We start from the raw sequence: 13,530 nt of genomic DNA, 5'->3' as shown, positions 1-13,530 counted from the left end.
GGAAGGTTACGTAGGGAGGGACTGAGATCAAATAGACCATCGAAGCCCAACTCCTAAAAACTAGCACTCTATATTTAGAGTCAGTATTGATTTTTTTCAGTGAGTTTTAATTAAAATGTGATGTTTAATCACCTGAAAAGCATGAGCTAAGAATCTGGATTGATATCTTTTACCTCTATTTTTTCCTGAATAACTTATACCATAGATATGTAACTTCTATACATGAACTGAATTTCTTTGAAGTATAGCTCAACTCTATCCGAAGTATACGCGACCCAAAGAAGACCTTAATTCGTTTTAATGTTCAACGCCTGACACAAAACATCAAGGTATTGTTGAGCGATAATTTTAGGCGTGAAGTGCAATTGTAGGTACTGACGAGCTGCTTTACCCATCTGTTTTCCTAGTTGTTGGTTACGCTGAAGCAAGCGAATAAACTCAGCTAGTCCATGACCATCACCATGATCAAACGCTGCACCACAGTCGGCATCGGCGATTATTTGTCTTAAGCTTGAGTATGGTGAACAAACTACTGCTAATGGTCTGCCGGCTGATAATGCTGAGTACAACTTGCTAGGTAGAACTAAACTTTCGCTCGATGGGTTAATACTCACCAAAGACAAATCGCACGAGGTGAGAGAATAGGGCAAATCTTTTTTATCTTGATAAGGTAAGAACGTAAAATTACTTAGCCCTAGTTGATTGACTTGGGCAATTAATTCTTCTCGTTTGGCTCCTCCACCAATACACACAAACTGCACTGGTTCATATTGCAGTTCTATAGCAGCTTTTAATAAAGTATCGATGTCATGGCATCGACCCATATTACCAGAGTAAAGCACAGTGAATTTATGCACTAAGTCATACTTCCACGCAAACCAGTTTTCTTTTTTGTCTATGGGTACGATGAATTCAGGGTTAGCCCAGCTATGAATCACAGAAACTTTATGAGCTACTTGTGGACAGTGCTGGATAACGCGCTGTTTCATCTCAGGACTGAGAACTACAATTGCTTTAGCATTGAGCCAAACTCGCTCGTTCATTGCTTGCCAAAGTTTTGCCACCCAGTGATTCTTAGATACTATACCCAGTGAAACTACAATGTCTGGGTATAAGTCATATATTATACATACGTATGGTAATTTGAAGCAGAGATTGGCTAAATAGCCCACTATTGGCAAAAATGGTGGAGCTGTAGTTACTAGTAATACGTCATTACGCCGCCAAGCTGCCAACAAATATATAAGAGACCGTAATGTATATAAAATACCGTTAACTACTTTACCACGAATTCTCCCCGGACAAAGTTGAGCGCTACGCGATCGCTGGATTTTAATTCTATCAATATGTTCTAAACATGGAGCCGTACTTAAGCTAAACGCATATCCAGGTTGACTGGTAAAAACCTCTATATTTACCCCTTGCTTTTCTAACTGTTTGACAAGCTCCTCAATCAATTGTCCCGTAGCAGCATAGTCTGGAGGAAAAAACTGTGTAACTACAGATAATTTAATTGATTGCTTGACTCTAAGAGAGTCTTCATATTCAGATCCAATAGAAATGGATGGCGATACTACCTTGTGATTAACCAATTTGTTGAGTTTCATCGATCATCGTATTCTAGATTTAACAAACTTAGTTGGCGATACCACCGAACCACTCAAGTAATTAATGAATCAGGTGGATCAATAAAGTTCCACTTTTATTCACTGATTATTTTGATGCGGTTAACTAGATGTTCGTAGTAAATTTAATGCTCCCCGTTAAACTTTACTATTGTTTTTTGTGATATCCGGTAACTAATGGTTGATTAACAACCTCGGTGATTCTGCGTGATCAGTTTATGGTCGCTCAAACCTATTATGTTTTATATCTTTCACAGTATACTGTATTGAAAAATCAATTTAATGAAATAAATCGCAATGAATCTTGATGAGTTTGTTACTTGAATAAAAAACTCATGTGTGATATTTTTCAGTATTACTGAGTTTGCACGTATTTATACTTATAACCTGATTAGCTATTAATCCTCCTTTTATCTATGAATACGAGTTTTTACGCTAAAAGAGCGCTGATATAAATTTTTGGAAGTATGTTAATATTTATTCTCAATCCTCTGAGCTTTTAAAATTTACTTAATCAATGTATTGATAAGTTATTAGGTGTATATTTTCGAGAGAACTCTTCACCATATTATCAAAGCAGCCCACCAACATATCACAATGCAAGATAGAATGTTATGTTAATTCAGTAACATCCATACTTGGGCAATTTTAGTATAAAAAATTTCAATATCCAGAAATTAGAGATGATGTATATTTTTTATCTATACACTGATGTATCTCCAATCCTTAAGGTTAATTGTCGAATCAAGAACTATAGGAATCCGGTTTGATTTCTAAAAAAATTCAGTCCAGTCCGCGTGAAAAAATCAAAACATCAAAATAGTGGTTATATATAGACTTACTTCCAAGATACTGTAAGTACAATTGCATTGAATGAAGTGTTAATAATAACTAAGGTTAGTAGCTGCGGTTAACCTAACTATAATAATAAAATACTGACTTATACAAAATACTGCTATTATTTCTACCAGCATATCTGACCAAAAAAAGGTCTAACATCCATGATAAACACCAGAGTAGTAGCAATTTTCGGACTGATTACCAAAGAGACACAGGAGATATATAGCAAAGTGCTGAGTATAAACCTAGTAGCAGCGGGTTGATTAATATTGTTATTGGTAATTGAGCATATCTGTCATAGCTTACCGTAGCCATACCCGCTCCTACATCAAGGTTTTGAGCTATCAATACTATTCTTATTCATGTGAAAACCGCTATAAACACGCGCCACATTCTTGCAGGGTCGGGTAATTCAAAATTTAAATATCTAGTGATATTCAAACTCATCTCATATTTTTCCATCGATTCTCTAGTCCTAAGACTTCGATATCTCGTCTCCCTGGCTAAAAGTTTCCACACGTTATCGTGATGATCATATCTCTTGGCTTTCTCGGTGGATCACACAAGATAACTTGATTTTTACCTGTTACCGTTGACATGATTAGAACATATAAGTTAGTTGTTGATAATTTAGAGTAAATAAAGGAGGTGATTCGAGTTGGTAGTCTTAAAGTACAACATTGAGCTATAAAATCATCTATCAGAATAACGCGGTTTGTTCAGAATAAGTAATTAAGCTATTGGATAGCATCTCATAGCAAAGCGAAGATTAACCGCTTTATCCGCAATAAATAATCTTAGACTACGGCAAAATTTCCTGATCACACCACCATGAATAATCAATCATACAGGCCTTTAAATCCCGAAGAGGGTAGAAACTCCATAGCTCCATTTGTACCACATCAAAACTTTCTGGGATATGAGGAGGCAACAGAGGCATGGGACTATCAAGAATTTCTAGGCTTGTTACAGCGCCGAGCGTTACTCATTATTGGAGTAGCTGCAACTGTGATGACAGGTGTATATATCAATTTGATATTAAATCCCAAACCATCCGAATATGAAAGCAGTTTTCAGATGCTTGCTGAACCTGTAGCTTATGACACTAATATCGTTGATATTGCCAGTCAAAGTAACCCATTAACAAAACCTAGTTTAGATTACGAAAGTCAAATTCTCATCCTCAGAAGTCCTGAACTATTACAAAACAGTATTAAACAGTTACAATCTGCTTACCCAGACATTGACTATAACTCTCTCATAAATTCTCTCAGGATTGTTCGTTTAAATGAAACCAAGATTCTACAAGTCAGCTATCGTAGTCAAAATCCTGTAGAGTCGAAAGAAGTATTAGAGCAAATTGCTAAAGATTATTTAGAATATAGCCTGGAAAAACGGCAAACTAAGATCCGTCAAGGATTGCAATACATTAATAGAGAACTACCATCTTTACAAAAACGGGTAGATCAAGTTCAGAGAGAATTGCAAATTTTTCAACAAAGATATAATTTTCATAGCCCAGAATCCCTAGCTAGTCAAATTGCCCAACAGACTGCTAATTTAATTCAAGAACAGCAAACACTTGAAGTAGAGCTAGTGCAAGCTCGTGCCAATTCTGCTTTCTTACAAAGTGAAGACGGCAAAAAAGCAGTGCTGGATAGCTATCCTGTGTATCAGGAATTGAATAACGAATTGCGTCAATTAGATATCCAAATCCTCAGTTCATCAACTCTTTTCCGAGAGGAAAACCCCAGTATCATCACATTAAGGGAGAAACGGAACGCTCTTCTACCATTAATACAGCAAGAATCGGAACGATATATACTAACCAAGCAAACTGAAGCTGCTTCTGCACTGAACTCTTTAGAGCTTAACAATCAGGAACTGCGAAAAAATCAACAAATTTTGGAACAACAACGCCAGCAATTACCGAACCTCATACGACAATATACGGAAATACAACGCAGATTACAAATTGCTACTGAAAGTTTGAATCGTTTTTTATCGAGTCGCGAAAATTTACAAATTGAAAATTCTCAGACAGAAATAGGTTGGCAATTGATTCAATTACCCTATCAACCAACACTTCCTGTGGTGTCTTCAAGTATCGTCCGCAATCTCATTCTAGGATTTGCAGGGAGTATTGTTTTGGCTATTGGTGCAGCGTTACTAATAGACAAAATGGATCATACCTATCAAAATGCCTGGAGCTTGAAAGAAAGAATACAACTGCCTGTATTAGCTAATATTCCCTTCAATAACCAATTAGCAATAATTGAACCTGAAGCTATTAGTCAACAAAACGCCATTATTGAATCGGACGATTTACTTCCTACAACTATTACTAAGGCAAGCACTGTATCACCGCTAGACTATAGCTACAATTACACAAACTTTGCCGAAGCTGTACGGATGTTATATACAAATATTCATTTGTTAAATGCTGATTCTCAAATACGATCTATTACTATTACTTCGGCTATGCCAGGTGAAGGTAAATCTACAATTGCTTTTCACCTAGCTCAAATAGCTACGGCTATGGGGCAAAGGGTATTACTTGTAGATGCGGATATGCGCCGACCCAGTATTCATACTCTATCAAATTTAAATAATCTATGGGGATTGAGTAGTTTAATTACCTCAAATTTGCCAATTCAAAAAGTCGTGAGACAACTACCTTCTATGAACGACCTATCTATAATTACTGCGGGTCCTCTTCCTCCTGATTGTGCAAAGTTGCTCTCATCCGAAAAGATGAAGCGATTGATGGCTGATTTCCATAGTGCCTTTGATTTAGTTATTTATGATGTTCCTCCTCTCGTGGGAATCGCTGATGCTAATTTGATCGCTTCTCAAACAGATGGTCTTTTGATGGTAGCAAGGATAAATCAAACAGATCGCTCTGTGTTCGAGAGAGCGATCGCTGACCTGAAAATGACTCCTATTAATCTTTTAGGTGTCGTTGCTAATGGGCAAAAACATAATTTAAAAAGTTATTATTCTTATGAACCAACGTGAGGAGTAAGATACTTCCAGGGAGCAGGAAGCAGGGTGAAGGGGGGATAAAGAAGAAATCTGTTCTGATGAAATGGGGCAATTTAGTTTCTGGAAATCCCTAAAGCCCCCACCCTTTAAGTTCGTTAAGTAACAAACAATACTTCAAATCCTTTGGGGAAGCAACACCTCTAGGGTTTGTTTTTTTGCATCAAAAAGCCTTAATGAGATTATTTCCTAGCTGATTCAGATGATGCGATCGCACTGGATACATGACCAATAGTTTCACGAATATTTTCATTTGGGGATAAAATCAATCTAAAAAATAACACTAGGTAAAATTGTCGCAATTGACGGTACAATTTTTTTATGTAATTTTCTCAAAAAAGCTGGTGATCAAAGTGTAAGTTAAATACTGGTGGTCTAGACTACTTAAAATAGATTAAAGTGGGCGATCGCCTAAAATCATGCTAGTGTTATTGGCTATAATCCTTACTAATACTTGGCTTTGTGGTTTTCTGGATTTATCTCTCACAGTAGTTTATTCAAACATTTCAAAACTGTTGATTTTGTCATATTTTCGGTATTGTACGGATATGTCTATCAACTCCTGTATATGTTTGTGTAAAGCGATTCTATCTAGTTACTATCAGGCCTGGCTTTTTATATACCTTTGCCATCATGAAGTATTTGTCCGGAACCAGTTTGACAAATCTACATCCTTGCGGTACTAGATGAAGTCTGACATAACTTAATGACCTGCATTTTACTGTTTTACTAGCTTAATTGGTGACATTACCGTAATATTACTATTTCTAAAATTGGTAAATTTTGCGTGTAAATGTTATGTGTAAATTTTGTGACAAAAGGAATGTTTGATGAAAAAAATACAACAAATTATCAATGCTCGTGGTGTTTCTCAACTTATTAGTGCCAATTATGCTTACTGGAAATTAGGGACAATTTCCATAAATTTCCTTCTCCTATTGACAGTAATTTCCATCCAATCAGCAATTGCTGCTGATAATGTGGTTGCTGAAAATCCACAGCCTCAATTGAGTGCGTCCCAAAACCTCAAAGCATCTTCGATAGTATCTGAACTTAATTCACAGCCAAATATTAGCTTACAGCAAAGATTGTTGGCATCGAAAGAAAGTAGCAATCCCACTGAAATTAAGACCGTAAGTATTAGTCACAGTTTGACTGCTAACGTTGAGCCTGAAACATTCAACAATTCTTTTTCCATAGACAATTTTTCCCTGAAATCTCCAGAGCAGTTAGAAAGTAACTATAAGTTAGCTCAACAAATCAATATTGATTTGCCTTTAAAAGAGCAAGTACAAGAGCCAACTCACATATTGGCACAAATAGACTCTTCATCACCTGCGGGCGACACTTTTAGCGAGACTGATAAATTACGTCAAGAACTTTTAGTTGATCCCATCACAACAGTCGTTGACCTGCCCACAGCTACTCCTGGTTCCACTGCTGGCACTCCTTCTGCTTATGGTGCTAGTCAAGGACAAGCATATATTGGTGGTGGCTTATATTTCCCTTTCGATGAAAATAAAGATAGGGTAGATGGTTCCTTTTCTCTTGGTTTTGGGTTGGGAGATGAGGTTGAATCTGTAGGATTAGAAGTCAATATCAACATTACCAGTGCGGGGGGTGGTGGTGACGGTTTTGATTTTGGCGATAGTGGCGGTGTTGGTTTCAAACTACATAGATATTTAGGCGATGGTTCAGCCGTAGCTGTTGGTTGGTCAAATCCGGTTAAATGGGGAGATGTGAGCGGAACTAAAGAAACCATCTATGGAGTATTTACTAAATCATTTCCACTACAACCAGATAACCCTGAAAACATTTTACCTTTAACTACTTCTGTAGGTTTTGGTAGTGGTGTTTTTCGTTCTAAAGGTGCAATAGAAGCAGATACAAATGCAATGAATCTTTTTGCCAGTTTAGGCTTGAGAGTTACTCCTCAAGTCTCCCTAGTCAGTAGCTGGACAGGAAATCGTCTCAATATGGGTGCGTCTTTTGTTCCTTTCAAAAAGATACCTATCGTGATCAACACTCTGTTTGTAGATATTACTGATAATCTGGATACTGGTGCTGGTTTCTCGCTGAGTGGAGGATACAGTTTCAGATTTTAATAACTGATTTTTCGGGAAATTTAATCAAAAATAAAGACAATGAAGAAACAAAATCTCTCTCTCTCTTTAGCTCTAGCATTAACTTTATTCACTTATCTAGCGGGTACGCCTTACACAGCCTATGCTGGTCCCCAAGTTATTTCAGGCGGTAGCGAAGATTCCCCTTCTTCATCTGGTGATACTTTCAGACCTATTCAACCTATTCGACCCTTACCTGGAACTAATGTTCAAATTAGGGACAAATTTCTGAATCTATCAGAACAAACTAGAAATAATTTGAATGAAGCTGCTAGGAATTTATTGAGCCAAATTGCAGCTAATAATACCCTCGCTCCAATTGCTGCCTCTGTCTTGCGAGATGGAGCCAATTCAGAAGAAGCGGCAAATCAACTCTATGCTTGTATACTAAGTGCTGGGGCATCACCCTCATCTGTAGAATCACTTGTTGGTTCTTTATGGGGTTTAGGTAGAACAAAATCAGATGGAAGCGCGCCTGGACAAGAGGAACAATTAAATATAGTTTCTAGCACTGAATGTTCATCAGGATACACAGTCTTTGTTGATCAAGTAAACAATCCAGATATAGATATCAATAAGTTGAATACTACGATCAATATTTTTAACAAGATTGTCATAGACAGTAATTCTGAAGCTCTTCAAAAACTATCAAAAGACCCCCAATTTGTGGGAATTGGTAATCTACTTAGGCAATTAAGAGCTACTTTGAGTCCAAAGTAATTTATGCCTGTGCTGAAAAATTCTTTCTTGCTATCTGAAATGCTTTAAATCTATTAACTGCCATTGTGCAGTAATCAGATTTAATTTCAAAGCCTAAAAATATCCGTCCTAGTCCTGCTGCTGCTATACCAGTAGAACCAGAACCGGCAAAGGGGTCAAGCACTACTTCAACTTGATTTGATGAGGCTTTGACCACTTTCTCAACAATACCTAAAGGGAACTGTGCTGGGTGTCCAGTCCGTTCCCTTGAACTGCGTTTGTTACCTGTAGTAATTTTGGGAAACTCCCAAACATCAGAAGGATTTTTACCCAGAGGATTACATCTATATTTGCCATTCTTTTTCTGATGGGGATATTTCACATTCGGATCACGAATGTCATCTAAATTGAATGTATACCTCTGAGAATCCTTCACATAAAAAAGCCATTTTTCGTTACGTGGACTAAGACGATATTTTGTGGAAATACCAGCACCATATTGCCATACAACCTCTTGGAGTAAATAGAATGGTGACTTATCCCATAATAAATAAGGTATAGGTACACATAATCCTTTGTTGGGAACTTGAAAATGCCCCACATTTAACCAAAAAGCCCCATCAGGTTTGGTAATTTCATAAATTTTAGACATCCATTGAGAACAAAATTCTACATATTCGTCTACAGACATTGGTGTTTCATATTCTTTGCCAATGTTATAGGGTGGAGAGGTGATAGTTAAATCAATATTGATATTAGTTAAACTAAGTTTGTGTAAAAAATCTGTTGAATCACAGTTATAAAGAATAAATCCATTGTCAGCATAAAATGGACTACCTAAAACTTGAAATAGTTGTGTTTCTAAAAGTTTTTGTTTAATTGAAAGTTTACACTTCAAATCTTCAGAAAAACTTTGTAATAGTGAAGACGGAACCGACTGGGTGGCTTTGTGCAGTGTCATTCCTTCAGCCAGATAATTATTATGTTCCTGACTGGCTATCTTTCGTACTTTATCCTCTGATTCTGGAACCTTCATCCTTAACTAGTTTTTTAACTATTCGAGATATCAGATCCCCGATTTATTGAAGAAGTCGGGGATCTTTTGGTTTTTTAAACGACTACAAAATTCACCAACCTACCAGGAACCACAATTACCTTTTTAATTTCCTTTCCTTCAATGTAACGTTGAACTAATTCAGATTCACGGGCGTACTTTTCTAACTCTGCTTTATTGGCTTGTGCGGGAACTTCAATATCGGCACGTTTTTTGCCGTTAATCTGAATTACCAAAGTAATTTCATCAGCTACCAAAGCCGCAGGGTCAAAAGATGGCCAAGTTTGAGTGTGAATGGAATTACTATTACCTAATGACTGCCATAATTCGTCTGCAATGTGTGGGGCAAAAGGAGCTAACATCATCACTAAAGTCTGAATACCTTCAGCATAAATTGGTGAATTGTTGCAGTCGGCATCAGTTAGGGCATTACTTAATTTCATCAATTCGGAAACGGCTGTATTGAATTGATATTCATCTTCTAAATCTTCTGTGACAGCTTGAATAGCCGTGTGAATTGCCCGCCGTAATTCCTTTTCTGGCTTACTTAAATCAGAGAGTTGGGCTTTCTGGCGTGATACTCCAGCCCTAGCATAATCTGTCACCAAACGCCATACCCGATTTAAAAAGCGAAATTGCCCTTCGACATCGGCTTCATCCCACTCTAAATCTTTTTCTGGGGGTGCTTTGAACAAGATGAACATCCGCGCCGTGTCTACACCATACTTACTAATTACGTCTTCTGGTGCTACACCATTACCCTTAGATTTTGACATGGTGGCATAGAGGCGTTGTAATGGTTCCCCTGTTTGGGGGTCGCGGGGGTCGGCGGAATTCACCAAATTAGAGGGAACCCATTTATCTTTACCGCCCTTATTGGGATTCATGTAAGTTAAACCCTGTACCATACCTTGAGTTAACAGGCGTTGAAAGGGTTCATCAAAGTTTAATAAACCTCTATCCCGCAGCACTTTAGTAAAGAATCTGGAATACAACAAGTGTAAAATGGCGTGTTCAATTCCACCAACATACTGGTCTACTGGCATCCAGTCATTAGTTTTGCCTGGGTCAAAAACCTGTTGTTCATTTTGTGCATCGGGATAGCGCAAGAAATACCACGAGGAATCAATGAAGGTATCCATTGTATCGGTTTCTCGCTGCGCTGGAGTGCCGCAAGTCGGACAGGGGACATTTACCCAACTCTCTAATTGAGTCAAAGGTGAGCCACCACGTCCAGTTAATTCCACTTCTTCGGGTAACTTAACTGGCAAATCTTCATCTGGAACTGGAACTATTCCACAATTTGGGCAGTGAATGACTGGGATGGGTGCGCCCCAATAGCGTTGTCGGGAAATTAACCAATCTCGCAATCGATATTGGATTCGCAGTTTACCAAAATTTTGTTCTTCAGCATATTTAATGATAGCGGCTTTGGCATCTGGGGAATTCATGCCAGTAAAGGAGCCAGAATTAATTAAAATTCCTGGTTCTGTGTATGCTTCGTTATATTCAACTTTAATCAGTTTGGTGATTTCATCTGTTTCTGATGTTGGTGTTAAGTCAAAATCTGCCACATCTTCAGGGGCAGCAATTACAAACTCAATGGGTAAGTTATAAACACGGGCAAATTTAAAATCTCGCACATCATGAGCAGGTACACCCATGACTGCCCCAGTACCATATTCATACAATACATAATCGGCAATCCAGATGGGTACTTCTTCCCCACTAAAGGGGTTGATGACTTTGCCACCAGTGGGGATACCCCGCTTTGGTTTGTCTTCGGCGGTTCGTTCTAACTCGCTTTGTTGAGAAATTTCTTGAATAAAGGCTGTTACGGCAGTTTTTTGTTCTTTGGTGGTGACAACCTGAGTTAAAGGATGTTCTGGTGCTAAGACCAAATAGCTCACACCATAAACTGTATCTGGGCGTGTGGTGTAGACCGGGATTTTTTCATCCATCCCGACTACGGGAAATTCTAAATAAGCGCCTGTGGATTTACCAATCCAATTAGCCTGCATTAACTTGACCCGTTCCGGCCAACCTGTTAATTTCTCTAAGTCATTGAGCAATTCTTCGGCGTAGTCGGTAATCTTTAAAAACCATTGCCGTAATAGTTTACGCTCAACTTTTGCCCCACTACGCCAAGAACGTCCTTCGTTATCAACTTGCTCGTTGGCGATTACAGTTTGGTCAACGGGGTCCCAGTTAACGGCTGCTTCTTTTTGATAAGCTAACCCAGCTTGCCAGAACTGTAAGAAAATCCATTGTGTCCATTTGTAATAGTCTGGTGAACAAGTGGCAAGTTCGCTGTCCCAGTCGATAGCCAAACCCAAACGCTGTAATTGCTGTCGCATTTGGGCAATATTTTGATAAGTCCACTTGGCTGGGGGAACTCCTCTATCAATGGCGGCGTTTTCTGCTGGTAAACCAAAGGCATCCCAACCCATTGGGTGCAGTACCCTATACCCTTGCATTCGCTTGAGGCGTGCAATCACATCAGTAATTGTATAATTACGGACATGACCCATGTGGAGGCTGCCCGATGGGTAGGGGAACATGGAAAGAGCGTAGAATTTGGGCTTGTGACTATTCGCAGGTGTCTTATCTAAGCCAAGTTCTGCCCATGTTTGTTGCCATTTTTCCTCAATGTCTGCTGGGTTATATCGGGAATCCACCAAAAATTCTCCTACGGGACTGTAATCGTGTCTGCTTACATATTGTAGATGCTAGACACTGCATTGAGTTGATGAAAAACAGGGATATTCAATTAAAAGCACAATTTCGTGTTTTGGTAGGGGTTTGAGTAAATAAGCGATCGCGCTTGATATGATGGTGCTACCACGAACAGCAGTTTCGCTCTTGTTTCCATTTCTATCCCTGAATATTCATCTCAATTCTTGTTACTGCTTTTTTATAGACAAATCTTTAAGCAATTGAATTACATGAGATTCAAATCCGGCGGTACGTTTGGGAATTGATTCAATCACCGGAATTGATAATGTATCAGGAAAATTAATCACAAAATTGCCTATCTGTATACCTAGAGGGCGTAAATGTCCACCAGGTAATTCTTGCCAAAAATCTTGCGGTGGTTTTCTTAAAGTATTAATAAACCAATCACAAGTACCACGAGCAATATTATCTGATTTCCAGCGTAATATAGCCATTAAATTAAATAAATTACTATCCTTGATTAAGGCGTAAGTTTCTTTAGGCGTTGGTTTGACATCGAACCCAATCTTCTTAATTAACTCAGCTAAAAATTTAGGTTTAATAGCACTCTCAAGACCTGTATTCACAGGAGCTAATAATATAGATGCTTGTCCCTTAATAAAGATACTTTTAATTGTAACTTTTGGAGCATCTGAGACTAAAATCTGAGAATCAATATCTTGATTGAGGTAGTATTTCACCAGTTGGATGGTTTTTTCCCGTTTTTGTTGAATGTCATTAATTAATAGCTCTAAATCTGTAAATATGCTTTTGATTTTATGCTCATTTTTTTGCTGATTTGATGTATTTGAGGTTTCTAAGACCAACTGACGAATGAATTTCTCTAGTTCTTCCGGTTCAGTAGGTAGAGCAGTAAATCCTTCCAAGAGAGAAATATATTTACAGCCAATACTATGACCTATCCATGAGAAGTTAGTATCATTTAGGTAAGTTTGATAATTGTAACCTAAAAATTTAGACCTCCTGACAATTTCCGGGATAATTTCATATTGTTCTCTAATGAGAAAACCTGCTTCTTCATAATGATTAAAGGTGAAATTGAAGGGAAGAATAATGATTGTATACTGCTGTTCGAATAAAGTTTTCAATAAATATCGATAAAACAGCATAGGGACAAATGTACCAAAAAAAGCCCCACCAATAAATTGAATGACTCCTTTTGGTTGGGGATGTAGAGCAACCCAACTGTGAGAAACTGGTTGAAATTTCATTTTTGATTTCATGGTCTTTCTAATTTGGTGAATACATAACAAAATCTTGTTGTTTTACTGCCTGAGAACAACAATTTGATTATTGGTATTAAGGCAAAAAATCTATTGTTTAATGCCCTTAATGACTACATACGTCAGTCAAGATGCTTTTATGCACTATCTGTAAGTCCTCGGTAAAGCAAATCGCCACTACATAGAAA

Annotated in this window: 8 protein-coding genes; 3 read left to right on the top strand and 5 right to left on the bottom strand. The window is 37.9% G+C overall.

Annotated elements, in window-relative coordinates:
* Positions 1–287: 287 nt before the first annotated feature.
* Entirely contained in the window at positions 288–1,607 is a 1,320-nt protein-coding gene (locus tag VB654_RS19240) for a glycosyltransferase family 4 protein (protein WP_323215408.1), read from the bottom strand.
* A gap of 1,689 nt (positions 1,608–3,296) precedes the next feature.
* Between VB654_RS19240 and VB654_RS19235 the strand changes: the two genes are divergently transcribed.
* Positions 3,297–5,483 (top strand): polysaccharide biosynthesis tyrosine autokinase, encoded by a 2,187-nt coding sequence (locus tag VB654_RS19235; RefSeq protein WP_323215407.1) that lies wholly within the window; start codon positions 3,297–3,299, stop codon positions 5,481–5,483.
* A gap of 206 nt (positions 5,484–5,689) precedes the next feature.
* On the opposite strand, the gene VB654_RS19230 is transcribed toward VB654_RS19235, so the two are convergent.
* Positions 5,690–5,821 (bottom strand): hypothetical protein, encoded by a 132-nt coding sequence (locus tag VB654_RS19230; RefSeq protein WP_323215406.1) that lies wholly within the window; start codon positions 5,819–5,821, stop codon positions 5,690–5,692.
* Between the two features lie 516 nt (positions 5,822–6,337).
* Here VB654_RS19230 and VB654_RS19225 point away from each other — a divergent pair.
* Together VB654_RS19225 and VB654_RS19220 are read left to right on the top strand one after the other, a co-directional pair.
* Entirely contained in the window at positions 6,338–7,612 is a 1,275-nt protein-coding gene (locus VB654_RS19225; protein ID WP_323215405.1) for a hypothetical protein, read from the top strand.
* Between the two features lie 39 nt (positions 7,613–7,651).
* The gene (locus VB654_RS19220) at positions 7,652–8,350 is read left to right on the top strand and encodes a hypothetical protein (RefSeq protein WP_323215404.1); all 699 of its coding nucleotides are present in this window, start codon (positions 7,652–7,654) and stop codon (positions 8,348–8,350) included.
* Position 8,351: 1 nt separating this feature from the next.
* Here the strand turns inward: VB654_RS19220 and VB654_RS19215 are convergent, their stop codons facing one another.
* The 3 genes from VB654_RS19215 to VB654_RS19205 form a co-directional block, all read right to left on the bottom strand.
* The gene (locus tag VB654_RS19215; RefSeq protein WP_323215403.1) at positions 8,352–9,365 is read right to left on the bottom strand and encodes a site-specific DNA-methyltransferase; all 1,014 of its coding nucleotides are present in this window, start codon (positions 9,363–9,365) and stop codon (positions 8,352–8,354) included.
* 74 nt (positions 9,366–9,439) lie between these two features.
* Entirely contained in the window at positions 9,440–12,061 is a 2,622-nt protein-coding gene (gene leuS / locus VB654_RS19210) for a leucine--tRNA ligase (protein ID WP_323215402.1), read from the bottom strand.
* Between the two features lie 225 nt (positions 12,062–12,286).
* Positions 12,287–13,342, bottom strand: coding sequence for a DUF1350 family protein (locus VB654_RS19205; protein WP_323215401.1), 1,056 nt, complete (start codon positions 13,340–13,342; stop codon positions 12,287–12,289).
* Positions 13,343–13,530 lie beyond the last annotated feature (188 nt).

Origin of the sequence: Nodularia sp. UHCC 0506, from assembly GCF_034931045.1 — a bacterium.
In the GTDB taxonomy this organism is placed as follows: Bacteria; Cyanobacteriota; Cyanobacteriia; order Cyanobacteriales; family Nostocaceae; genus Nodularia.
The sequence above is the reverse complement of the archived record's forward strand: the minus strand, read 5'-3'. Positions and strand labels throughout refer to the sequence as shown.